Here is a 21,556-nt window from a genome sequence, read left to right on the forward strand (position 1 = left end):
ACCCGGAAGTTTAAACTTTCGGCCTCTCCTTCGAGAAGAATCTGCTGAAAGTCTGCACAAGCACTTCAAAGATAAACTTTAACTATGCACATCGTGACGGAATGGATCGAGGTCCGCGGAGCCCGGGAGCACAATCTGCAAGCCGTCGACGCGGCCGTCCCCAAGCGCGTCCTGACCGCCGTGACCGGAGTGTCCGGCTCCGGCAAGTCCTCCCTGGTCTTCGACACCATCGCGGTCGAGGCCCGGCGCCAGCTGAACGAGACCCTCCCGGCCTTCGTCCGGGGCTTCCTGCCCGCCCTGTCCCGTCCCGCCGTGGACGCCGTCGACCATCTGCCCGCGGTGATCACCGTGGACCAGCGGCGCCTGCGCGGCGGCGCGCGCAGCACCGTGGGGACCATCACCGACATCGCGCCGGTGCTGCGCCTGCTGTTCAGCCGGGCCGGCCGGCCGTCGGTGCCCAACCCCGACGCCTTCTCCTTCAACATGCCGGCCGGCATGTGCCCGGCCTGCGCCGGCCTCGGCGAGACCACGGTCGTCGATCTGGACGTCTTCCTCGACCGCACGCGCTCGCTCAACGGCGGAGCGCTGCGCAGCGACGTCTTCGCAGTCGGCAGCCGCAACTGGCGGATCCTCGTCGACTCCGGGCGCTTCGACCCCGACCGTCCGGTCGACGACTACACCGACACCGAACTGCACGACCTGCTGTACGCCGACGACGGCATGGTCGCGATGCGGTTCCAGGGCCAGAGCTACAACGCCTCCTTCGAGGGCGCGGTCACCAAGTTCCGCCGCCTCTACGTGGACCAGGACCCTGAGAACCGCAGCTCCCGCACCCGCAGACTCGTCGACGCGTACACCACCACCGCGCCGTGCCCGGACTGCGGCGGCACCCGGCTCTCGCCGCTCGCTTTGAGCAGTCGGGTGGCCGGCCGCACCATCGCCGAGCTGTCCGCGCTCGCCGTGACCGAGCTGCTGGCGGTTCTCGACGAGATCGCGGATCCGTCGATCGCGCCGCTGCTGACCGCACTGCGGGGCCGGCTCACCGATCTGGTCGACATCGGCCTCGGCTACCTGAGTCTGGACCGCCGGACCGCGAGTCTGTCCGGCGGTGAGGCGCAGCGGGTGAAGCTGGTACGCCAGCTCGCGTCAAGTCTCAACGATCTGCTTTACGTCTTCGACGAGCCGAGCATCGGCATGCATCCGCGCGACGTCTCGCGCATGACCGACCTGCTGCGCGCCCTGCGGGACAAGGGGAACAGCGTGCTGGTGGTCGAGCACGACCGTGACGTCATCGCCGCCGCCGACCACGTCATCGACCTCGGGCCGGGTGCGGGGGCGGCCGGCGGGCGCGTCGGGTACGCCGGCGACGTCGCGGGCCTGCGGGCCTCGGACACGCTCACCGGCCGGTTCCTCGACGCCCCGATCCGCCTGAGGCCCGACGCCGCGGTGCGCCGTCCGACCGGGCAGCTGCGTGTCGCCGCCGCCCGGGCCCACAACCTCACCGGGTTCGACGTGAGCTTCCCGACCGGCGTGCTCACCGTGCTCACCGGCGTCGCCGGCTCCGGCAAGTCGTCGCTGTCCCAGGTGCTGCGGGCTCAGCACCCGGACGTGGTCGCCGTCGACCAGTCCGCGCCCGGCGCCAACCGGCGCTCCACCGTCGCGACCTACACCGGCGCCCTGGACCCCGTCCGCAAGGCGTTCGCCAGGGCCAACGGGGTCGAGGCGGCGCTGTTCAGCGCGAACTCGGCGGGCGCGTGCCCGGAGTGCGCCGGGCTCGGGGTGATCGAGCAGGACCTGGCCTACCTCGACACCGTCACCATGACCTGTCCGGCCTGTCACGGCCGGCGCTTCACCGACGACGTGTCGCGCTACCGGTTGCGCGGGCTGTCGATCGGCGACGTGCTGGAGGCGACGGTCGCCGAGGCCGCCGCGTTCTTCGCCGCCGACCGGCGTCTGGCCGGGATCCTCGGTGCCCTGGCCACGGTCGGCCTGGACTACCTGCGCCTGGGCCAACCGCTGACGACGCTGTCCGGCGGCGAGAGCCAGCGGCTGAAGCTGGCCGGGCACCTGGCCGAGCCCGGCGGCGTCTACGTGCTCGACGAACCCACGACCGGACTGCACATGAGCGACGTGCAGCGGTTGCTCGGCGCCCTGGATCGGCTGATCGACGGGCACGGCGCCACCGTGATCGTGATCGAGCACAACCTGGACCTGGTGGCGCACGCCGACTGGGTGATCGATCTCGGGCCGGAAGCCGGGGCCGGCGGCGGGCGGCTGGTCTACACGGGGACTCCGTCGGGGCTGGTCGTGGCTCAGGGGTCGCATACCGGCGAGTTCCTGCGGCGCGCGGTCGAGGCCGGGCAGGGCGCCCCCGAGCCGATGGCGGCCCGACGATGAACCCTGATTTCCTGAGGACGGTGGCGGAGTCGGCGGGCCGCGTCGCTGAGACGTTCCAAGGGCTGCCGTTCCGTGCCGATCGTCCCTACGACCCGCGGCCGGTCGCGACGACGGCCGCCACGGAGCTCGCGGTCCTCCGCGCAGCCGTCGCGAAGCTGGACGGACCGCTGGTCCTGGACGTGCCCGGGCAGCATGCCAAGACCGAGCCGCTCGGCGTCGACCTCGCCGGCCTGATGAGCTTCCTGCAGCTGATCGAGGTGCTCTACCACGGCCTGGACGCCGTGCCGCCGGTGATGACCGTGGCAGCCGGCCGCAACCTGTCGGCAACGCAGGTCATCGCCCGGCGTGTCCGGGACCGGGCACGCAAGGAGCTGGCGGCCGGGATCATAGACTTGCCCGAAGCCCGGGGTCTCCGGGCGGATTAAGGAGGACTGACATGGCGAAGCGCGGCAACAAGAAGCGGGCGCGTCGGAAGAAGAAGGCCAACCACGGCAAGCGCCCCAACTCCTGAGCGGAGTGGAGTGTAGGTCCCGCGCCCATCGCCGGTTCCCGGTTCGGGCGCGGGACCTCGACGTCGGTGGCGACGAAGGTGTGCGTCCGAGGCCGGTACGCGACCGCGGTCATCGTGACGCCGGCGGCCCGTGGGTGACCGATCCGCCCGATCTCATCGCGCGACGGTCACGATGTGGGCCTGGATCTTGCCGTCCACCGGACCGGACCCGAACCGCCGGGCGATCGCTTCCGTCGCGACGTCGGTCGCCTCGTCGAGCCGGGAGGCGTCGCGGGCCTCGATCTCGTTGCGCAGCGGGGAGCCCTGGCAGTACGCGACGGCCGGGATCCGGGGAGAGGCCGCACGACTGCGTGCCGCGACGGTGACGGTCTGAGGCGACGCGGTGAATCCTCCGCCCCGCAGATCCTGTCCGATGGCCGCGAGGTCGTGGTAGCCGTGAGGGATGCGGGCCATGAAGCGGGGCGGGTCCTCAGGGAAGACGTTCTCGAGGGCCGTGGTCACGACGTCTGCGAAGTCGTTCTCCTCGATGCGGTCCCAGACGTTGAAGATGAGGACGCCGCCGGGAGCCAGGACCCGGCGGGCCTCGGCGAAGGCCGCCGGCTTGTCCGTCGGGAACATGTAGCCGAACTGGCAGACCACGGCGTCGAACTCCCCGTCCCGGAAGGGCAGGGCGGTGGCGTCGGCCTGGCGCCACTGCACCGGGCGCGGCGTCCCGATCTCGGAAGCCAGGTCCAGCATCGCCGGATTCAGGTCCGTGGCGGTGATCGAGACGCTTTCGGGGAGCGTGGCGGCCAGATGGCGGGTCGCGACGCCGGTGCCGGCGGCGATCTCGAGCAGGCGGGTGCGTTCGGCGCGCGGGCCGCCTCGCAGGGCGGGGAGGGACGCCACGCGGTCCGCCAGGTCGACGGCGTACGGTTCGAAGATCAGCGGGACGAAGTACTCCTCGTAGAGTGCCGCGATCGAGCCGGTGAAGGCTTTGTCGATGTCGGGACCGTTCAAGATGCCCTCCTTGGCGTCGTGCCCGTGATCCAGCAAACCACGACGCGGACCTTGAAGAGGATCTAGACACGCACCTGCTTGGCGAGGGCTTCGGTCAGCTCGCGGAGTGGCTCGCCGATGATCGGGCGGTGGTCGGCGGTGTGGTCGGCGGCCGCGGTGGTGACCTCCAGCAGCGCGTCACCGCCGGAGGCGCCGACCTTGGTGATGGAGGCCAGGCCGGGCCCGGGGGTGAGGACCGCCTTGCCCGTTTCCAGCTTCTGGGCGATGAAGGAGAAGAGGTCGCTCCTCGCGAGATCGCCGTCGTGCTGGAGCAGCGGCGCCATCAGCGTGATCGCCGTTCCGTTGCGGACGCCGGTGAGCGCGGCTTGGACGTAGCCGCCGCCGGAGAGGGAGTAGGTGCACGTGATCAGGGCGCCGCCGCGCGTCTTGAGGGGAGCGTCGTCCTGGGCGCCCGTGGCACTCTCGGCGTCGACCGCGGGGCGTTCGGCGTTCGGGTCCGCGGCGGGTGTCGCGGTGGCGGTGAGCCCGGCCTTCTTGAGCGCGGCGTTGATGTCGAAGCCCAGCGGGCACGGGGTGTCCGGGGCGGCGATCGCCTTGTCGGCGGCCTGCTGCAGCTTGTCGACGGAGACTTTCGAGTCCGATCCGCTGCCGCACGCCGTGAGGGCGGTGCCCAAGACGGTCAGGGTCGCCATGCCGGTAACAACGCCGTGGAGTTTCACGGAGAGCACCGTAGCGCGGGTGTCCGGGGCGGGCTCCTCGCGGGACAATCGCGACGTGAGCGAGATTCTTGGCGAACCCGCATCCGATCGACTGACGGCCATCGAAGACTTCCTGCGTTCTCGCGGGGCGGAGGGGATGCCGCATCCCGGCGGAACGTTGCTCCAGCATCTGATCCGCGTTCGGGAGCGGCTGGCGGAGTGGGGGACGGACTGGGATGTGCAGGTGGCAGGGCTCTGCCATGCCGCCTACGGCACGGACGGTTTCGCCCCGTCGTTGATGGATGTGGCGGAGCGCGCGGTGCTGCTGGACGTGATCGGAGCCCGGGCTGAGGAGCTGGTGTATCTGTACGCCAGCTGTGACCGCGGCGTGACGTATCCGCGGTTGGGGACGGAGCGGCGGCCGGTGTTCCGGGACCGGTTCACGCGGGTCGAGTTCGATCCGGGCGAGGGTGACCTGCGGGCGTTCCTGGCCGTGACGGCGGCCAACGAGTTCGACGTGTTCGAGCACAACGCGGAACTCAGACGGCAGTACGAGGCCGGTCTGGTGCGGATGCTGAGGCGGGTCGCGGGGTTGCTGCCGCGAGCTGTCGCTACGACTCTCTGATAGCGTCATCGGGCCCGGGGATTGTGGGCTTGAGGTCACGGCCGGCGCGCCGGGACGCGTTCGGGAAGCTGGAAGGCGGCGAACACCTCCGGGTCGCGGAAGGCCGTGTTGCGGCGGATGCCGGCGGCGGTCACGTCGAGCACCTGCAGGGTGTTGAGGGTGAAGCCGTCGCCGTCCGGGGCGCGGACGTAAGCGGCCACGGCGGGTTGGCCGTTGGCGCGCAGCGAGTGGAGTCGCCAGGTCGTTCCGCGGTGGGTGTAGATCCGGGCGATGAAGCGGGTGTAGGCCGCGCGGCCGGTGTACCAGCCGAGGAACGGCGGCATCTCCAGGATCACGTCGTCGGTGAGGAGCTTCTCGAGGGCGGTCAGGTCGGCTCGTTCGAAGGCCGCGACGTAGCGTTCGACGAGGGCGCGTTGGGCGGGGTCGTCCGGTTCGCCGACTTGGTCTTCGCCGAGCTCGGCTTCCTCGAGCCGGGCGCGGGCGCGTCGCAGGGCGCTGTTGACGGCCGTCACGGTCATGGCGAGGGCCTCGGCGACGTCCGCGGCCGGCCAGTCGAGCACGTCGCGCAGGATCAGGACCGCGCGTTGGCGGGCCGGGAGGAGCTGCAGGGCGGCGACGAAGGCCAGGCGGAGCGTGTGGCGGGAGGACGCGACGCGGGCGGGATCGTCGAGGAGCGCGTCCGGTACCGGCTGGAGCCAGGGGACTTCCTCGCCGCGGATCATCGGGGCGTCGGGGTCGTCGGACGGGGCGCCGAGGCCGGAGGGAAGGGGTCGGCGGCTGCGTTGTTCGAGGGCTGTCAGACAGGCGTTGGTGGCGATGCGGAACAGCCAGGTGCGAAGCGCGGCGCGGGCCGGGTCGTAGCGGTCGTAGGCGCGCCATGCGCGGAGGAGGGTTTCCTGGAGTTGGTCCTCCGCATCGTGGACGGAGCCGAGCATGCGATAGCAGTGGGCGAGAAGCTCGGCGCGGTGGGGGCCGGTGTGGAGGGCGAAGTCTTCGGTGAAGGACGTGGTGGTCATCACTTTGGCCGTGTTTCTGGTCGGTCGTTCTCAGGACGAGGTCGAGGTCGAGGCCGGGGTGGGGGCCGAGGCCGGGGCCGAGACCGTTGCCGAGACCGGGGCCGAGACCGCGTTCCGGTTCCGGGTCGGGGTCCACGCCCCTGCGATCGCGCCGCCCAGTGCCAGCATGGCGGCGACACCGAGGGCGGGCCGGAAGCCGTCGCTGAAGGACTTCGGCGAACCATAGTCGCCGGACGCCGCGAACACCGCCGAGAGAATGGCGACGCCGAAGGTGCTGCCGAACTGGCGCAGGGTGTTGAAGACACCGCTGGCGGCGCCGACGGCGGCCGGTGGGACGGCGCCGAGGACGGCGTGCTGGGCGGCGGGCATCGCGAAGGAGAGGCCGCAACCGCCGAGGGCCAGGGGAGGGATCAGGGCCGGGTAGCTGAGGGTGGGGCCGGAGAGCAGGGCGACCCAGGCCATTGAGACGGCCAGGACCACCAGCCCGCCGACGAGGAGCGGGCGTTCGCCGACGCGGGGGACCAGGGAACCGGTGAGCGGCGCGATGAGCGTCAGGGTCAGGGTCCAGGGGATGAGGCGGAGGCCGGTGGCGAGGGGGTCGTAGCCGAGACCCGCCTGGAGGTATTGGGCCAGCAGGAAAGTGGCGCCGACGGTGCACGCGTACATCAGGAAGCCCGCGGTGTTGCCTCCGGAAAACGCGGGAGTGCGGAAGAAGTGCATCGGAAGCATGGGGGAAGCGGTGTGCAGCTCCCAACCGATGAAGGCGGCCGTGAGGAGCGCGCCGCCGGTGAGCGTGCCGATCGTCTCGCCGCCAGTCCACCCGACGCTGTTGCCGCGGACCAGGCCCCACACGAGGCCGAAGGCGGCGGCGGTGACGAGGGCCACCCCCACGACGTCGAGCCGGCGGCTCGGTCCGGTGCTCTCGGCCATACGGGCCCGGGCCAGCGGGACGAGCAGGACGCCGAGCGGCACGTTGATCCAGAAGATCCAGTGCCAGTCGAGGCCCTGGGTGATCGCACCTCCGACGACGGGGCCGCCGACGGTGCCCAGGCCCGTGACGCTGCTGAAGGCACCGAGCGCCTTCGCGCGCTGGCGGCCGGGGAACGCGACGCTGAGCAGGACCATGGCGTGCGGCATGATCAGCGCGGATCCGGCGCCCTGAACGGTGCGCGCGGTGATGAGGGCGGCGGCGTCCGGCGCGAGGGCGCAGGCGGCCGAGGCGACGGTGAAGACGGCGACGCCGGCGACGAACATGCGGCGCCGGCCGAGCCGGTCGCCGAGAGCCGAGGCCGGCAGGAGGAGGACGGCGAAGCTGAGGGTGAAGGCGGTGATGGTCCACTCGAGGTCGGCGATGGAGGCGCCGAGGTCGAGGCGGATGCGGTTGAGGGCGGTCGTGACGACGAGCATGTCGAGGACGACCATGAGGGAGGCCGTCGCGGTCAGGGCCAGGGTCCAGCGCTGGGACGCGTTCATGCGCGGATTCGGGTCTGTTCGTTCGTCTTCCACGTGGTGAGTGCTCACTTCCGTACCTCCGGACTCGGCTCCGATGGATCGCCTGCCGGTATGTACCGGCGACGGGCGGGAAACTCGTCGCGGCGGTGATCGACATCTCTTTGACGCCGAAGGCGTGCCGCCCTACGCTGCCCAAGCAAGTACTGGGACAGGAAGCCGGTGGGATTCCGGCACGGTCGCGCCACTGTGAGCCCTCTGCTTCGTCGGGCAGTCGAAGTCGGGGTGAGTCAGACCCTCCCCAGTCGACATGCTCCAACGATCTGGGACGCAAGATCCCGAAGGAGGCTCACTGTGAGCACCATGCCTGTCTCGCCTGCCCCGGTTCCCGCTTCGACGCCGTTGGTGGTTTCCGCGGCCAAGGCCAGGGCGTGGATCGCCGGCACGCTGCTGTTCGGATTGCTCGCCTACTACTTCGTCGGCGTCGACCAGGGTGCGTTCTCGGTGTTCGGCGGGGACATGCACCTGCACGAGTTCGTGCACGACGCCCGGCACCTGCTCGGGTTCCCCTGCCACTGAGGCCCGGGGAGCCGACGGTCTGATGGAGAAGCGCATCATCGCGCGCGGGCTTCTGGCCGGCGCGCTGGCCGGCCTGCTCGCGTTCGTGTTCGCGCGGGTCTTCGCCGAGTCGTCCATCGACAAGGCCATCGCCTACGAGAACGGACGGGACGCCGCGCGGGCCGCTCTGGACAAGGCCGCGGGGTTGTCGCCGGACGCGGGTGATCCGGAGCTGTTCACGCGGACGGTGCAGGCCAACCTGGGCATCGGTGTGGGCCTGATCGGGTTCGGGGCGGCGATGGGGGCTCTGTTCTCTGTCGCCTACCTGCTGTGTCTGGGCAGGGTCGGGCGGATTCAGCCCAAGCCGTTGGCCCTGCTCCTGGCGGGAGCCGGTTTCACAGGGTTCTACCTTGTGCCGTTCCTGAAGTACCCGGCGAACCCGCCGGCGATCGGACACCCGGACACCGTGCGGGCGCGCGGTCTGCTGTACCTGGCGATGGTCGGGTGCTCGCTGGCCTTCCTGTTCGCGGCCGTGTGGGTCGGGCGGCGGATCGCGGCGCGGGTCGGGAACTGGAACGCGACGCTGGTGGCGGGGCTCGGGTTCGCTGTGGCGATCGGCGTGGTGATGGCCGTGTTGCCGTCGCTCGGCGCGTTGTCGGCGAACGTACGCGAGTTCGGGCACCACGCGACGGAGACCCCGCTGCCGTTGACGGACGCCGAGGGCGCGATCGTCTACCCGGGGTTCCCGGCCGACGTGCTGTTCTCGTTCCGGTTGTCCTCCATCGCGGCGCAGGCCGTGTTGTGGGCGACGCTCGGACTGGCTTTCGGGCCGATGGCCGAGCGGCTGCTGCGGCCGGTCATGCAGGCGAGTGGTGAGAAGCCGGGCACCGCGGGCGCGATGCCGGCGGCGGTGTGACGAACGAGATCCCGGCCCCGGCGTCGGTGAGCGACAAGCTTGCCGCGCTGGGGCCGTACTTCGCCGTCGAGTTCCATGGCGCCTCGCAGGAGCCTGAGGCGCCGTGGCGGCCGATGACGGAGTTGGTCGACGAACCGGCGGTCATGCAGGAGCGGGTCGCGGGGGTCCGTGCGTTTCTGGCCGCGGGGACGGGGCGGGAGGCGGCGGCGGTGGAACTGCGGGTCGCCGCGTCGGTCGTCCACCTGGGCTTGGTCGCGCGGGTGACGTCGCCGTTGCTCGCGCTGGCCGTCGAGTACGGGTGGCGTGGTTCGGTACGGGCCGCGGATCTGTGGTGGCAGCCCGGTTTGGCGAGCACCTTTCCGTTGTCGATCAGCGAAACGGTCTTGGGGGCGGGCGAGGCCGGTACCGGCGGCTTCCTTTCGGAGTTGGAGGCGGTGATCGCCGAGTTCGGGGTCAACCGGCACATCCTGCGGGGCAACGTCGGGTCGGCGTTGGCGGGCGCGAGCCGGATGCTGGCGGGGGACGCGGAAAGCCGGGTGCTCGCCGAAATGATCGGAAGTCCTGAGCTGGTCGGCTGTGGAGAGCTTCACGATGGGGTCTTCCGCCGTCGTAGCTGCTGTCTGATCTACCGGGCGGCACCGGCTCGTGACGGCTCCTTGTGCGGTGACTGCGTGCTGGCGCATGTCGGGCGCGTCCGCGCGGCGTAGGAGCGTGCGGCGACGACCAGGCTCAGGCCGAGTCCCAGGAACGCCGAGCCGCCGAACGCCACCATCCACAGCAACCCCGATTGGGACGTGAACGGCGGTGTCACCTTCGGCGGGGTAAGAACGCCGATGGCGTCCAGCGGTGCCATCACCAGGAGTACGACCCCGTATATCGGCAGCCCGACCGCGCACATGTAAGCGGGCAGTAACGGCAGCATGCGCGGCACGCGTCGTCCGGCCAGGAACAGCGTCCAGCGGGGGAAGACCTGTCCCCAGGGATGCAGCAGCCCGAGCATGAGGAACACCGCCAGGCCGGACGCGGCCACCGTCACGTCGATGCCGACAGAGGCGAGGGCACGGGTCACGCCGGTGGAGTCGCCTTCGGCGGCTCGGCGCCAGGCGTCTGCTGTGACGCCGAGGGCGCTGCCGCCGAGCGTCCAGATGGTCTTGGCCCCTGCCCAGGGGAGCAGACCCGCCATCAGGAGGTAGGCGGTCGTCCGGCTGCGCTTCGAGGCGATCGACGGTTCGGGGCGGGTCATGGGGCCGTCGTAGCCGGGGTAGCCAAAGGAGTCGTCACGGCCGGAGGAATGACGTTCGCCGCAACGCGGGCAGCGGCCGCGCCAGGTGCGTTGGAGCGCTGTGGCGACCAGGACCAGCGGGACGACGCCGATGGTGTTCATCAGGATGTGGAGGAGCCCGGTCGCGCTGTCGACGCCGTCTCCGGCTATCAGAGTCACGACATAAGCGGGCAGTTGAGCCATGCACATGACGAACACGGGCCCGGTGATGAGCAGGGCCGCCGCGACGAGGAAGCGGCCGCGTCGGGTGAGGGGACGGGCGGCGGCTCGGCCGGCGGTGGCGGCGACGAGGGCGAGGGCGGCCAGAGCCAGGTGGGATGCGGGAGTGAACGTGAGGTGCGGGGACCAGGCGACCGTGATGTCTGTCGCGGCCAGGACGATCTCGGCTAGGGCGTAGACGACGCCCCACAGGGCCAGGACCTGCGGAGCCCACCGTGGCCAGGCGCCGCGCCGCCAGGGGAGCGGGGTCTCCGCGCCGGATTCTAGAATCATGATTCTAGAACTATCACATTAGAATCCGAGTATGGGACGCCCGCCGAAGTTCACTGAAGACCAGTTCCTGGACGCCGCCCTGCACCTGATCGCCGAAGGTGGTCCCGACGCGGCGACGGTCGGGGGTGTGGGGGAAGCACTCGGCGCGCCGGTGGGGTCCGTGTACCACCGCTTCAGCTCGCGGGAGGAGTTGCTGGCGAAGCTGTGGCTGCGTACCGCGCGCCGGTTCCAGGAGGGTTTCGTGGCGGCGCTGGCCGCTGAGGAGCCGGACGCGGCGGCTGTCGGTGCGGCCCTGCACGCTTTGCGGTGGCCGCGTCTGCACCTGGACGAGGCGCGGGTTCTGCTGCTCTACCGCCGTGAGGATCTCAGCACCCGGTGGCCGGCGGACCTGAGTGAGCAGGTCGCGGCGGTCAACGCCGAAGGGTTCGATCTCCTGCGGGAGCACACTCTGCGGCGCTATGGCCGCGCCGGGGAGCAGGATGTGCGGCGCGTGGTGTTCGCGATCGTCGACATCCCCTACGCCGCCGGGCGACGCCACCTGCTCGCCGGGGAGGCTCCGCCGGAGTTCCTCGACGAGCTGGTCGCGGACGCGTGTCTCAATGCTCTGAAGAGGTGAGCTCAGGCCGGCAGCACGGCGGCCACGGCGCTCACCTCGATGAGCGCGCCGGGCACGCCGAGGGCGGCCACCCGGGCGCCGGTCACCAGCGGGGGCGCTCCGGCTTCGGCGGCCGCGGCACCCAGACGCGGGCCGATCGCGCCGTAGGCGGCCTGCAGGTCGACGCCGTCGACGAACAGCACGTTCCACTGGATGACGTTCGCCAGCGTGGCGCCGACCGCGGCCAGCGCGGTGACGGCGTTGTCCAGAGCGCGGTTCGACTGCTCGGCGATGTCGTCGGAGACGACCTTGCCGTCGGCGTCGACGCCGTTCTGGCCGCCGACGTAGATGGTGGCCGCGCCCGCGGGGACGACGGCGACGTGGCTGAAGGCCGGGCTGTTGACCAGGCCGGCGGGACGCAGAAGCGCGATCTCGGTGAAATCCATGCCCGAATGCTTCCACGGCGGTCGGACATACGACGGGATGTCCAAGACACGTGATGCAATGGAACAGGCACGACGAACCGGGCGGCACGCCCAGGACGAGGAGCGGAACGATGCGGATCGCGGTGTCGGCGGACGAGGTGGCCGGGGTGGCCGCGCAGATCGGGCCGGAGCTGGAGGCGCGCGGGCACACCGTGGAGCTGTTCGGGGCGCTGGCGCCGGGGGAGCGGGCCGACTGGGCCTGGTGCTCGGAGGCGGCGGCCCGGGCGGTCGTCGAGGGCCGCGCCGATCAAGCGGTCGTGGCCTGCTGGACCGGTGCCGGGGCGTCGATCGCGGCGAACAAGGTGCCCGGGGTGCGCGCGGCGCTGTGCACGGACGCGGTCATGGCTGACGGGGCCCGCAAGTGGGCCGACGCGAACGTGCTCGCGCTGAGCCTGCGGCTGACCTCCGCGCCGTTGCTCGCCGAGATGCTCGACGCCTGGTTCGCCGGGGAGCCGAGTCCGGATCCGGTGGACCGGGCGAACGTGGAGCACGTCGCAGAGATCTGAGAAGCAGGGGTCTGGGAAAGCGACGGCCGGACAGGGTGGCGCACCCCTGCCCGGCCGGACCGCCGTCGGGCGGTTCCCCCACTACGGCAGCGCCGGAGCGCTCCGGTTGTCGAAGTAGTTCCACCCCGTCGGCGGACCAGGCCGGGTGGAACGCCTGGACCCCGCTGGTGCCGATCAGGTTCTCCTGGCCGTCCAGGGTCTTCACGTGGATCGCGGCGTCGCGGCTGTAGGCCAGCCGCGACCCGTCCGGCGACCACGCGGGCCAGCTGCCGACCGCGAACTGCGTCGGGGCGCCGGCGAACTTCGAGGAAGACGGCGGGGCCGCTCGGCGTGTCACGGACGAAGCACCTCGGCAAGCGCGGGGCGGAGCAGCTGCGGACGCAGCTGACGCGGCTCCGGGAGATCACCGACCCGTACCGGTGATCGTAGGATGAACCATGGAGATCACCAAGCTGTCGCAGAGTCCCGGGGTCCTGACGCATCCGTACCCGTTCGATCCGACGTACGGGCTGGATCTGGAAGGGCTGCTACGGGTGCCGGGACCGGACAACGCGCCGGCGGACTTCAGCGAGTTCTGGCAGCGGAAGCACAGGCGGGCGATGGATACGGCCGTCGAGGCCCGGTTGGGTGCGAAGGTCGGCGGATCGGTCGACGGGACGGGTGGCGGGTTCGACGTCTTCGAGGTCTCCTATACGTCGGTCGGCGGTGTGCGGATCGGTGGTTGGCTGGTTGTGCCGACCGACGGTGTGGTGGACCGGGGGTTCGTCATCGGGCACGGCTACGGTGGTCGCGAGGCGCCCGACGCTGAGCTGCCCGCCCCCCGGGCCGCCGCGATCTTTCCGGTGCTGCGGGGACTTCCGACGAAGAGCTTGTTGAGTGGTGTGCCCTCGGAGTCCCTGGCGCATGTGCTGCAGGGCATCGAGTCCCACGATGACTACATCATCGGCGGTTGTGTCGCAGACCTCTGGTGCGCGGCGACCGCGCTCACCGAGCTGGTGCCGGCGGCCGCCCGCCGGCTGGACTACCTGGGCGAGAGCTTCGGCGGCGGTACCGGGATGCTGGCGTTGGCGTGGGACGAGCGGTTCACCGCGGCCCAGGTGACGGTCCCGACCTTCGGCAACCATCCGCTGCGTGTGACGTTGGACTGCGTCGGCAGTGGGGAGGCCGTACGGGCGCGGTATGAGTCGGATCCGCGGGTGCTGGATGTGCTGGCTTACTTCGATGCCGCTACCGCTGCTCGGTACGTGAACGTTCCGGTGCAGGCGGCCGTGGCGTTGCTCGATCCGTCGGTGCCGCCACCGGGGCAGTTCGCGATCGTCAACGCCTTGGGCGGGGAGGGTGCGGGGGTCGATTTGGTCGATATGCAAGTGCTGACTGCGGGCCATTACACGGAGTACGCCGAGTTCGGTGAGGAAGAGGCGGAATTGTGGAAGGCGACGCAGCGGTTCTTCGGTGAGTGATCAAAGGCTTGTTACAAGTCGTTCCGGGGGTGCTCTGAGCGGCTGAGTGGCCCCGGCACTCGGGCTTGAGCTGCCGGGGCCACGCGTCACGCGTTGACGGTGCCTGTGGTCACGGCAGCGTCCATCGCTGGGCGTTCGTGCCGTTGCAGTCCCAGATCTGGACCTGGGTGCTCCACTGCGTGGTGGCGCTGGGGACGTCGAGGCAGCGGCCGGACTGCGGGTTGTAGAGCGACCCGTTCGACTGCGGGATGAACACCTGGGCTCCGGTGCCGTTGCAGTCGTAGAGGTCGACCTTCGTGCCGTTCGCCGTGCCGCCGGCGTAGATGTCCAGGCACTTGCCGAGGACGTGCAGGGTGCTGCCGGCCTCGACCACGGTCCACTGCTGCGCGGCGGTGCCGTTGCAGCCGTAGATCTGGACCGGGTTGTAGTCGGCGGTGCTGGAGCCGCGGTCGTCGAGGCAGATGTTGGAGCCGACCGCGCTGGTGATCGGGCCGCTGCCAGGCGGGGGCGGGGGCGGGCCGCCGCCCCCGGTGGTGGTGTAGGCGGCGACGTAGTCGACCTGCATGGTGCCGCCGGAGGCGGTGGAGCCGGTCGGAGTGGTGCAGCCGCAGACGCCGTTCGGGAAGCCGCCGCCCATCGCCAGGTCGAGGATGATCGACAGGTTGTGGTCGAAGGCCTGCTGCCAGACGGAGGTGCCGACCTGGGACTCGTTGACGCTGAAGTACTGGGTGCCGTCGAGCGAGAAGGCTATGGACTCGGCCGAGGTGTTCGTGCGGTCCAGCACCATCGTGTAGGTGTGGAAGCCGCTCTGGCAGCCGGAGCAGGCGCGCAGGCCGCTGCCGATGCCGTTGCCCTCGTTGCAGACGCCGCCGGGGTAGGTGCCGCAGTGGATGGTGCCGGCGACCTCGGAGAGGGCGTTGACGTCCTCCATGATGTCGATCTCGCCGTTCTCGGGCCACTGTCCGGGGCCGAGCATCCAGAACGCCGGCCAGTAGCCGAGACCGCCGGTGGGCTGCTGGATCGACGCGGTGACCATGAGCTTGCCGCCGGCCGGCGCGCCGACGTTGGCGGAGGTGGTCTGGACGCGCCCGGAGGTCCAGTTCGAGCCACTGCCGAGGGCGGTGATGTCCAGGTCGCCGCCACCGTCGAGGTGGACGTTGGCGGTCGAGTTGGTCATCGTCTCGATCTCGCCGGTGCCGAAGGAGGAGCCGGGGCCGGTGTCGTACATCCACTGGCCGCCGATGCCGGTGCCGGCGGCGCCGTCGAAGTCGTCCAGGAAGACCTGGCTCCAGCCGGACGGCGGCGGGGGCGCCGAGGCCTGGGCGGTGGGGACGGCGGCCCAGGCCGTGAGGGCCAGGGCGAGGGGGACCGCGAGGACTGCTGCCAGGCGGGCCCGGAGGCGGGGCGCGCGCGGGGCGCGGGGGGTGCGGGCGGTGCGGGATGGCGATTGCGGTGGGGATGGGGACATCAAGTCGCTCCTGGGTTTGACGCACCACGAAGACTCGGAGGTCTATACCTTTGCGCGCGCAAGCCTTATGAAAGCGCTCTCATGTGGGGGTGTCCAGCCGCGGTGAAGAAGATTTTTGACTTTCTTGGGGGAGCGGGGCTTACGGGGTGCTGGCTGCACGGAAACGATTCCGGTGCGGGCCTCGGGTTTTGGGTTCCCGGGCCCGGGCGACCGGTGCCGGCGCTCGCTCGCGCGATCAAGCCGTCCGGATCACGTCCATGAACGCGCTCACCGAGAACTCCGCGTTGCCCACGCCGGGGCGGCCGTAGCCGGGAGGCACCGGCAGCTTGTGCTTCTCGAAGGTGTCGCGCCAGGCGCGCAGGAGCTTCACGAAGTACTCCAGCGGCGGGCCCTCCTGGCGGCCCAGGTTGCTGGTCGGCTCCGGGCACCAGGTGGTGAAGCGGGGCACCACGCCGTGGCTCATGAAGAACTCGAGGCCCTCGGTGGTGGAGGCGATGGCCTGGTCGATGTCGGTGAAGCCGTGGGGCTTGGCCATCTCGACGCCGCCGACGAAGTTGGGGATGACGTGAGTGGGGCCGAAGACGTCGGCGGCGTCGAGGATGCGCTTGACCCATTCGTCGCGGCCGACGTAGCGGTCCTTGCCGGGGCAGATCCAGGTGAAGAGCTCGGCGTCCCAGACCTCGTAGTTGGGGTGGTAGATCCGGTAGCCGGAGTCCTTCAGCATCTTGACTTCGTCCAGGGGCAGGGCCTGGACCACGGCCTTGGGGATCCAGCGGCCCGGGAAGCGCGACTCGATGGCCTCGGCGAAGCGGGCGTAGAACTCGCCCTCGCGCATGCCGTCCAGCTTCTTGGTGATGGAGCCGCCGGTGACGGTGTACGCCTGGGAGACGGTGTCGTGCTCGTTGATCAGGGTCATGGCCTCGACGATGTCGTCGAGCTCCTTCACCGCGGTGTACTCGCGGCCGTTGGCGCGCTGCTGCCGGAAGTTCTCGTTCAGGTCGCAGAAGCGGCATTCCTCGTCGCGGCCCCAGTACTGGCAGAGGCGGTAGACGGTGAGGTAGACGAGGTAGCCCCACTCGATCGCGGGGGCGATCTCGCTGATCTTGCGGCCGGAGGAGAGGGTGTGGCCGTAGTAGCCCGGGATCGGCGGGAACTCGAGGTCGGCCAGGTGGCGGCCCTCGCAGCTGAGGCTGAGCTTGCCGTCGCGGAGTTCGACCAGGTACGGGCTGTCCGGCGCCACGCGGGTGGAGACGACCGTGCGGCGCAGGTCGTACGGCCCGCCGGTCATGCGGATCTCCTCCGGGGCGCGGAAGGCCGCGTGCTCGGCCATCTCCGCGACCGGCACGAGGTCGAACGTGAAGATGAAGTAGTCCTTGGGCTTGTAGCCGCTGGCCACCCGCAGGGCGTCCGGGCTGAAGGCCAGGCCCTGGCGGAGGATGTCCTGCTTGACCACGGCCTCGGCGGGGAGGTCGGGGAACTCGGCCATCATGCGCTCGAGCTCGCGCGTCGTGGCTCCGGTGCTGCCCGTGTCAGCCTGCTGGTCGGCGACCATGGTGGGACCCCGCTTCCGCCTCATTCGGGTGAGATCTTGACTATCAAATATCCCACGCGACGGACGGCCGCGGTGAGCGGGGTCCCGGTGTCGTGCCCCTTACCCCTAGCGGACGCCCGGGCTGTGCAGCACCTTGTTGATCGCCGGGCCGGCGGCGTCGCGGCCGAACCCGCCGTTCAGGACCAGGGCGGCGAAGGCGATGTCGTGGTTCGGATCGAAGGCGACCATCCAGCTGTCGGTCTTGCCGGTCTTGGCGGTGTCGTTGGACTCCGCGGACCCGGTCTTGGCCGCGATGCCGGTCAGGCCGGGGAAGACGCCGGCCGCGGTGCCCGAGGTGGCCACGCCCTGCATCAGCGTCGTCAGCTGCTGGGCCACGGCGTCGGGCAGCGGGGTGGCCGAGACGGTGGTGACGCCCGGCACCAGGACCGGCTGGTGGAACTGGTGGGCGGCGACGGTGGCCGCGACCGAGGCCATGACGAGCGGGGACATCGACAGGTTGCCCTGGCCGAAGGCGTCGCGGGCGAACAGGCCCTTGCCGTCGGCCGGCGGCACCTGCTGGTCGCCGACGGCGCCGTAGGTGGCCGCTCCCATGCCCAGGTCCCACTTCTGGTTCAACCCGAAGTAGTCCTTGGCCTCGGTCGACAGCGCCGTGTAGTCCGAGCCCAGCTTGCCGTCCAGGGCCAGGTGGACGAAGGCGGTGTTGCAGGACTGCAGGAACGCCTGCTTCAGCGACGCGTTCTGGATGCCGGCGGCCAGGTCCTTGTCGTTGTTGATGACCTGGCCCTCGACGGTGGCGTTGGCCGAGCAGTTCACCGGGTCGTCGATCTTGAGCCCCTTCTGCAGGGCCAGGGCGGTGGTCAGCACCTTGAACGTCGAGCCGGGGGCGCGGGTGGCCTTGTAAGCCATCGACAGGTTGCCCGGGGCGTTGGAGGCCATGCCCAGGATGTTGCCGGTGGAGGGCTGGATCGCGACCATCGCCGAGTTCGGGTAGTCCTTCAGCGCGGCCTCCATCGCCGACTGCACCGCCGGCTTCAGGGTCGTCTTCACCGTGATCGGCGCGGTCGTGGCGGCGCCGATCTGGAACGACTGGCTGCCCTGGATCTGCGCCCCGGTGTTGGCGTCGGTGAACTCGACGGTGAGCGACTGCGGGGTCTGTCCCGGCGGCAGCTTCGTGGACAGCGAGTTCACCGCGTTGAGCAGCGACGGGTGCGCCTTGGTGTCGATCTTCGCGCCGGTGGAGTCGGTGACCGTCACCTTCGGCGGCGCCGCCTTCAGCAGGGCGACGGACGTCAGCGAGGGGTGGATGACCCCGTACGACCAGTGCACGACCGGCGCCCCGCTCGACCCCTGCACCAGGTTCAGAGCGGACTGGTACTGCCACTGCAAGTTGTTGCCGAAGTCATCGCTGACCGCGAAGGAGTAGCGGGCGACGGCCGGGGCGGCGCTGGACGGCGAGGAGGCGGGGGAGCCCGCGGTGGCCGGCGTGGTGCCGGAGCTGGAAGCGGGCGCGGTCGCGGCGGACGAGGAAGGGTCCGCCTGCTGGCCCAGCGTCAACGTGACCTTCTGGGGGGCGAGCGCGGCCATCTCGTTCTTCAGACCGGCCGCGGCCTTGTCCGGGGCGTCGGTGAACGACGCGGCCTTGGCGTAGTCCCCGGACGCCCACGCGTCCAGGAACGACTGCGCGACGCTCTGCGGCGTCACCGTCGGCGACGACGTCGGAGCCGCGGCGCCCGCCGTGGTGCCGCCGCCGGCCTTCGGCTTCGAGTCCCCGCCGCCGCAGCCGCTGACGGCGACCAGCGCGGCCACCGTCACCCCGCAGAGGGCCGGCCGCACCGCGGCCATCGTCCGCCGACTCGTCATTCGTCATCCCCCCGAGGGTGCTACAGCGGTTCACCGCACGTCTTCTGGCGGCCAACCTACCTGATCGACGCTCGGGCCCCGCGTCGTGTCACACGTTCACACCCGATCCCGACCAGGGGCGCCCGCGATGACTTTCCGCCACGGCGCGTGTCTGTATCACCGGGGACCTACGTCTTTGGAAGGTGGGCATCGTGACCCTGGCGGTCGATCACGACGACATCGCGGAGCTCTCCGCGCCGTTCCGGCGCGAGCTGCTGGCGCACTGTTACCGGATGCTCGGCTCGGTGCACGACGCCGAGGACGCCGTGCAGGAGACCCTGGTCCGCGCCTGGCAGAGCCGCACCGGGTTCCAGGGCCGGGCCTCGCTGCGGGTGTGGCTGTACCGGATCGCGACCAACGTCTGTCTGCGCGCGCTGGAACGGCGCCAGCGGCTGCCGCTGCCCTCGGCGCTCGGCGCGCCGAGCCGCGACCCGGAGGCGCAGCCGGTGCGCAGCCTGCCGGAGGCGCAGTGGCTGGAGCCCGCTCCGGACCTGTTGTTCGGGCCACCCGGCGGCGGGGCCCTCGGGCCGGCGGCCGACCCGGCGGCGGTCGTGGCGCGGCGGGCCGGGGTGCGGCTGGCCTTCATCAGCGCCCTGCAACTCCTGCCGGCCAGGCAGCGGGCCGTGCTGATCCTGCGCGACGTGCTCGCGTTCTCGGCCCGGGAGACCGCCGAGGTGCTGCAGAGCTCCACCACGGCCGTGAACAGCGCGCTGCAGCGGGCACGGGCCCAGATCGCCGCGGTCGCACCGGACGAGGACGATGTCCTCGAACCGTCCGAGCCCGGGGCCCGGGAACAACTCCGTCGCTACCTGCGGGCGTTCGAGGGCGCGGACGTCGACGGCCTGCTGCGGCTGCTGCGCGACGACGTCGTGCTCGAGATGCCGCCGATGGCCGCCTGGTTCAGCGGGCGCGCGGATGTGATCCGGTTCTTCGCGTCCACCGTGCTGGTCGAGCCCGGGCAGTTCCGCAACGTCCTGATCGGCGCCAACCTCCAGCCCGCCTTCGCCGCCTACGGGCTGGGGGCCGACGGACTCCACCACGCGCACGCCATCCACGTCGTGACCCTCACCCGGACCGGCGTCTCCCGGATCGGCGTGTTCCTGGACGCCGAGCTGTTCCCGGTCTTCGGGATGCCGATGACTTTTCCCTTCACCGCGGATCAGCACTTGCATGACTAGCACGAGAACGAGAACAGGATGGACGCTCCTGCCGGCGTCCCGGGGCGGCTGCACGGCGGCGCTCGACGTGGTGATCGTCGCCACGGCGATGACGATGCGGGTCGGATCGCCGGCGGAACCGGTGGGGCAGACGTCATGAGTGAGAGGACGAACATGGTCACGAGCGCCACCGCCGTCGTCACCGGCGCCAGCCGAGGCTTCGGCCTGGCCATCTCGACCGCCCTGGTCGAGGCGGGGACCTCCGTGATCGGCGTCGCGCGGGACGCGGCACGGCTCGGCGAGGTCGCGGCCGATCTCGGCGCCTCGTTCCTGCCGGTCGTCGCCGACGCGGCCGACCCCGCCCTGCCTCGGCGACTGATCGCGGCGCACCACCCGGACCTGGTGGTCCTCAACGCCGGCGCGGTGCCGGAGATGCGGCCGCTGCATCAGCACACGTGGGAGTCGTTCGGCCGCGTGTGGGAGACCGACGTGCGGCAGGCGTTCTCCTGGTGCGGTGAGGCACTCCGGATGCCACTGGCCGCGGGAAGCACGGTGATCGCCGTTTCGAGCATGGCGGCGCTCCGCGGCGGGTCTCCCCTCAGCGGCGGCTACGCGGGAGCGAAGGCGACCATGCGGTTCATCGCCTCCTACGCCGCCGAGGAGTCCGACCGCGCCGAACTCGGCATCCGTTTCCTGACGCTCATGCCGATGCTGACGTCCACGACACGCCTCGGGCAGGTCGGGGTGGCCGGCTACGCCGAGCGACAGGGCATGACGGTCGAACAGTTCCTCAAGGCACGCGGCGACGAGGTGCAGCCGGAACAGGTCGCCGAGGCGGTGCTGACCCTCCGAGCAGGGCAGACTGCGAACGGCTCGGCGTTCACACTGATGGCGCAAGGGCTGGAACAGCTGGGGTGATAAGAACGACGGCATGAACGAGGAACAGCTTGCCGCCTTCTACGCCGGCAACGCGCGCCGCTGGGAGACCGCCAAGCGGGAGTTCGCGGAGCGGGAGCACGGCTGGCACTTCGCGCTCGCCCCGGAGGCGGGCCGGTGGGCTGACTCGTTCGCAGCCGCCGAAGCCGCCGCCACCGGATACGCGCAGGACCCGTCCGCGTGGGCCACTCGCCTCGTCGAGCAGGCCGACGCGGCCGGCGTCATCCTGAAACCGGAGCCGGGGCGCATCCGCAGCGCCTACGCCCACCGAGACTCGCGGACCGAGACGGAGACCGCGATCGGCTTCGGCTTCTCCCCGGACTCCTCCGAAGTCCTCGTGGTCCACGCCGGCCAGGCCGTCCCCCACAACCTCATCGCGCCGGCGGTCGGCAGCGACGGCGCCGCGGCCCTGGCCGTGCTCCGCGCGGTCGTGGATGCATTCGCGACGGTCACCGCCTTTGCTTAGTGCGGCGTCGCGTCGGGTCTTCGGTCCTGTTGGTGTGGCTTCGCGTTCGCGCCCAAGGGCGGGGCGCGATGCCTCCGGCGGCCCTCCGG

The 21,556-nt window shown here is 70.9% G+C and carries 23 protein-coding genes; 14 read left to right on the top strand and 9 right to left on the bottom strand.

Features of this window, described 5'->3' with window-relative positions:
• The first annotated feature begins 84 nt into the window (after window positions 1-84).
• From ABD466_RS41710 to ABD466_RS44580, 3 genes are read left to right on the top strand one after another with little or no spacing between them, the layout of a single operon-like run.
• Window positions 85-2,397 (top strand): ATP-binding cassette domain-containing protein, encoded by a 2,313-nt coding sequence (locus ABD466_RS41710; protein ID WP_344662848.1) that lies wholly within the window; start codon window positions 85-87, stop codon window positions 2,395-2,397.
• The gene (locus tag ABD466_RS41715; protein ID WP_344662849.1) at window positions 2,394-2,822 is read left to right on the top strand and encodes a hypothetical protein; all 429 of its coding nucleotides are present in this window, start codon (window positions 2,394-2,396) and stop codon (window positions 2,820-2,822) included. Before ABD466_RS41710 ends, ABD466_RS41715 begins: the two co-directional genes overlap by 4 nt.
• An 11-nt stretch (window positions 2,823-2,833) precedes the next feature.
• On the top strand, window positions 2,834-2,908 hold the full coding sequence (locus ABD466_RS44580) for a 50S ribosomal protein bL37 (RefSeq protein ID WP_420716411.1): 75 nt from the start codon (window positions 2,834-2,836) through the stop codon (window positions 2,906-2,908).
• A gap of 153 nt (window positions 2,909-3,061) precedes the next feature.
• Here ABD466_RS44580 and ABD466_RS41720 read toward each other — a convergent pair whose 3' ends face one another.
• Together ABD466_RS41720 and ABD466_RS41725 are read right to left on the bottom strand one after the other, a co-directional pair.
• Window positions 3,062-3,907 carry a class I SAM-dependent methyltransferase gene (locus ABD466_RS41720; RefSeq protein WP_344662850.1) on the bottom strand — a complete coding sequence of 282 codons (846 nt, stop codon included), beginning with the start codon at window positions 3,905-3,907 and terminating at the stop codon, window positions 3,062-3,064.
• Between the two features lie 62 nt (window positions 3,908-3,969).
• Complete coding sequence (locus tag ABD466_RS41725) at window positions 3,970-4,626, bottom strand: hypothetical protein (RefSeq protein ID WP_344662851.1); 657 nt, start codon at window positions 4,624-4,626, stop codon at window positions 3,970-3,972.
• 55 nt (window positions 4,627-4,681) lie between these two features.
• Between ABD466_RS41725 and ABD466_RS41730 the strand changes: the two genes are divergently transcribed.
• Window positions 4,682-5,230: a DUF6817 domain-containing protein gene (locus ABD466_RS41730; RefSeq protein WP_344662852.1), complete on the top strand. Its 549-nt coding sequence runs from the start codon at window positions 4,682-4,684 to the stop codon at window positions 5,228-5,230.
• 35 nt (window positions 5,231-5,265) lie between these two features.
• Here ABD466_RS41730 and ABD466_RS41735 read toward each other — a convergent pair whose 3' ends face one another.
• Window positions 5,266-6,246, bottom strand: coding sequence for a sigma-70 family RNA polymerase sigma factor (locus tag ABD466_RS41735; protein WP_344662853.1), 981 nt, complete (start codon window positions 6,244-6,246; stop codon window positions 5,266-5,268).
• A 30-nt stretch (window positions 6,247-6,276) separates the two neighbouring features.
• A complete protein-coding gene (locus ABD466_RS41740) occupies window positions 6,277-7,719 on the bottom strand; it encodes an MFS transporter (protein ID WP_344662854.1) in 1,443 nt (480 codons plus the stop codon).
• 339 nt (window positions 7,720-8,058) lie between these two features.
• On the opposite strand from ABD466_RS41740, the gene ABD466_RS41745 reads away from it, so the two are divergent.
• The 3 genes from ABD466_RS41745 to ABD466_RS41755 are packed head-to-tail and all read left to right on the top strand — an operon-like array spanning window position 8,059 to window position 9,876.
• Window positions 8,059-8,274 carry a CbtB domain-containing protein gene (locus ABD466_RS41745; protein ID WP_344662869.1) on the top strand — a complete coding sequence of 72 codons (216 nt, stop codon included), beginning with the start codon at window positions 8,059-8,061 and terminating at the stop codon, window positions 8,272-8,274.
• A 22-nt stretch (window positions 8,275-8,296) separates the two neighbouring features.
• Complete coding sequence (locus ABD466_RS41750) at window positions 8,297-9,169, top strand: CbtA family protein (protein WP_344662855.1); 873 nt, start codon at window positions 8,297-8,299, stop codon at window positions 9,167-9,169.
• Window positions 9,166-9,876 (top strand): (2Fe-2S)-binding protein, encoded by a 711-nt coding sequence (locus ABD466_RS41755; RefSeq protein WP_344662856.1) that lies wholly within the window; start codon window positions 9,166-9,168, stop codon window positions 9,874-9,876. Before ABD466_RS41750 ends, ABD466_RS41755 begins: the two co-directional genes overlap by 4 nt.
• On the opposite strand, the gene ABD466_RS41760 is transcribed toward ABD466_RS41755, so the two are convergent.
• A complete protein-coding gene (locus ABD466_RS41760; RefSeq protein WP_344662857.1) occupies window positions 9,795-10,943 on the bottom strand; it encodes a hypothetical protein in 1,149 nt (382 codons plus the stop codon). The genes ABD466_RS41755 and ABD466_RS41760 overlap by 82 nt on opposite strands.
• A gap of 31 nt (window positions 10,944-10,974) precedes the next feature.
• Here ABD466_RS41760 and ABD466_RS41765 point away from each other — a divergent pair, with 31 nt between their 5' ends.
• Window positions 10,975-11,559, top strand: coding sequence for a TetR/AcrR family transcriptional regulator (locus ABD466_RS41765; RefSeq protein ID WP_344662858.1), 585 nt, complete (start codon window positions 10,975-10,977; stop codon window positions 11,557-11,559).
• Between the two features lie 2 nt (window positions 11,560-11,561).
• Here the strand turns inward: ABD466_RS41765 and ABD466_RS41770 are convergent, their stop codons facing one another.
• Entirely contained in the window at window positions 11,562-11,984 is a 423-nt protein-coding gene (locus ABD466_RS41770; RefSeq protein WP_344662859.1) for a RidA family protein, read from the bottom strand.
• A gap of 110 nt (window positions 11,985-12,094) precedes the next feature.
• Between ABD466_RS41770 and ABD466_RS41775 the strand changes: the two genes are divergently transcribed.
• Both ABD466_RS41775 and ABD466_RS41780 read left to right on the top strand, forming a co-directional pair.
• Window positions 12,095-12,529 carry an RpiB/LacA/LacB family sugar-phosphate isomerase gene (locus ABD466_RS41775; protein WP_344662860.1) on the top strand — a complete coding sequence of 145 codons (435 nt, stop codon included), beginning with the start codon at window positions 12,095-12,097 and terminating at the stop codon, window positions 12,527-12,529.
• Window positions 12,530-12,966: 437 nt separating this feature from the next.
• A complete protein-coding gene (locus ABD466_RS41780) occupies window positions 12,967-13,989 on the top strand; it encodes an acetylxylan esterase (protein WP_344662861.1) in 1,023 nt (340 codons plus the stop codon).
• Window positions 13,990-14,098: 109 nt separating this feature from the next.
• On the opposite strand, the gene ABD466_RS41785 is transcribed toward ABD466_RS41780, so the two are convergent.
• The 3 genes from ABD466_RS41785 to ABD466_RS41795 all read right to left on the bottom strand — a co-directional run bounded on the left by ABD466_RS41785 (window position 14,099) and on the right by ABD466_RS41795 (window position 18,869).
• The gene (locus ABD466_RS41785) at window positions 14,099-15,457 is read right to left on the bottom strand and encodes a ricin-type beta-trefoil lectin domain protein (RefSeq protein ID WP_344662862.1); all 1,359 of its coding nucleotides are present in this window, start codon (window positions 15,455-15,457) and stop codon (window positions 14,099-14,101) included.
• 235 nt (window positions 15,458-15,692) lie between these two features.
• On the bottom strand, window positions 15,693-17,033 hold the full coding sequence (locus tag ABD466_RS41790; protein ID WP_344662863.1) for a radical SAM protein: 1,341 nt from the start codon (window positions 17,031-17,033) through the stop codon (window positions 15,693-15,695).
• An 81-nt stretch (window positions 17,034-17,114) separates the two neighbouring features.
• Entirely contained in the window at window positions 17,115-18,869 is a 1,755-nt protein-coding gene (locus tag ABD466_RS41795) for a penicillin-binding transpeptidase domain-containing protein (protein ID WP_344662864.1), read from the bottom strand.
• A 191-nt stretch (window positions 18,870-19,060) separates the two neighbouring features.
• Between ABD466_RS41795 and ABD466_RS41800 the strand changes: the two genes are divergently transcribed.
• From ABD466_RS41800 to ABD466_RS41815, 4 genes are read left to right on the top strand one after another with little or no spacing between them, the layout of a single operon-like run.
• A complete protein-coding gene (locus tag ABD466_RS41800) occupies window positions 19,061-20,086 on the top strand; it encodes a sigma-70 family RNA polymerase sigma factor (protein WP_344662865.1) in 1,026 nt (341 codons plus the stop codon).
• Window positions 20,079-20,225, top strand: a complete 147-nt coding sequence (locus ABD466_RS41805; RefSeq protein ID WP_344662866.1) for a hypothetical protein — start codon at window positions 20,079-20,081, stop codon at window positions 20,223-20,225. Before ABD466_RS41800 ends, ABD466_RS41805 begins: the two co-directional genes overlap by 8 nt.
• Window positions 20,222-20,983 carry an SDR family oxidoreductase gene (locus tag ABD466_RS41810; RefSeq protein ID WP_344662867.1) on the top strand — a complete coding sequence of 254 codons (762 nt, stop codon included), beginning with the start codon at window positions 20,222-20,224 and terminating at the stop codon, window positions 20,981-20,983. Before ABD466_RS41805 ends, ABD466_RS41810 begins: the two co-directional genes overlap by 4 nt.
• Window positions 20,984-20,996: 13 nt before the next feature.
• Entirely contained in the window at window positions 20,997-21,467 is a 471-nt protein-coding gene (locus tag ABD466_RS41815; RefSeq protein WP_344662868.1) for a hypothetical protein, read from the top strand.
• Window positions 21,468-21,556 lie beyond the last annotated feature (89 nt).

This window comes from Catenulispora subtropica (assembly GCF_039531675.1).
In the GTDB taxonomy this organism is placed as follows: domain Bacteria; phylum Actinomycetota; class Actinomycetes; order Streptomycetales; family Catenulisporaceae; genus Catenulispora; species Catenulispora subtropica.

Excerpts from the sequence above, each read along its gene's own strand:
- ABD466_RS41710 (WP_344662848.1), top strand. The coding sequence starts at position 85 with ATGCACATCGTGACGGAATGGATCGAGGTCCGCGGAGCCCGGGAGCAC.
- ABD466_RS41715 (WP_344662849.1), top strand. The coding sequence starts at position 2,394 with ATGAACCCTGATTTCCTGAGGACGGTGGCGGAGTCGGCGGGCCGCGTC.
- ABD466_RS41735 (WP_344662853.1), bottom strand. The coding sequence starts at position 6,246 with ATGACCACCACGTCCTTCACCGAAGACTTCGCCCTCCACACCGGCCCC.
- ABD466_RS41740 (WP_344662854.1), bottom strand. The coding sequence starts at position 7,719 with ATGAACGCGTCCCAGCGCTGGACCCTGGCCCTGACCGCGACGGCCTCC.
- ABD466_RS41745 (WP_344662869.1), top strand. The coding sequence starts at position 8,059 with ATGCCTGTCTCGCCTGCCCCGGTTCCCGCTTCGACGCCGTTGGTGGTT.
- ABD466_RS41750 (WP_344662855.1), top strand. The coding sequence starts at position 8,297 with ATGGAGAAGCGCATCATCGCGCGCGGGCTTCTGGCCGGCGCGCTGGCC.
- ABD466_RS41760 (WP_344662857.1), bottom strand. The coding sequence starts at position 10,943 with ATGATTCTAGAATCCGGCGCGGAGACCCCGCTCCCCTGGCGGCGCGGC.
- ABD466_RS41765 (WP_344662858.1), top strand. The coding sequence starts at position 10,975 with ATGGGACGCCCGCCGAAGTTCACTGAAGACCAGTTCCTGGACGCCGCC.
- ABD466_RS41770 (WP_344662859.1), bottom strand. The coding sequence starts at position 11,984 with ATGGATTTCACCGAGATCGCGCTTCTGCGTCCCGCCGGCCTGGTCAAC.
- ABD466_RS41775 (WP_344662860.1), top strand. The coding sequence starts at position 12,095 with ATGCGGATCGCGGTGTCGGCGGACGAGGTGGCCGGGGTGGCCGCGCAG.
- ABD466_RS41780 (WP_344662861.1), top strand. The coding sequence starts at position 12,967 with ATGGAGATCACCAAGCTGTCGCAGAGTCCCGGGGTCCTGACGCATCCG.
- ABD466_RS41785 (WP_344662862.1), bottom strand. The coding sequence starts at position 15,457 with ATGTCCCCATCCCCACCGCAATCGCCATCCCGCACCGCCCGCACCCCC.
- ABD466_RS41790 (WP_344662863.1), bottom strand. The coding sequence starts at position 17,033 with ATGAGGCGGAAGCGGGGTCCCACCATGGTCGCCGACCAGCAGGCTGAC.
- ABD466_RS41795 (WP_344662864.1), bottom strand. The coding sequence starts at position 18,869 with ATGACGAGTCGGCGGACGATGGCCGCGGTGCGGCCGGCCCTCTGCGGG.
- ABD466_RS41805 (WP_344662866.1), top strand. The coding sequence starts at position 20,079 with ATGACTAGCACGAGAACGAGAACAGGATGGACGCTCCTGCCGGCGTCC.
- ABD466_RS41810 (WP_344662867.1), top strand. The coding sequence starts at position 20,222 with ATGAGTGAGAGGACGAACATGGTCACGAGCGCCACCGCCGTCGTCACC.
- ABD466_RS41815 (WP_344662868.1), top strand. The coding sequence starts at position 20,997 with ATGAACGAGGAACAGCTTGCCGCCTTCTACGCCGGCAACGCGCGCCGC.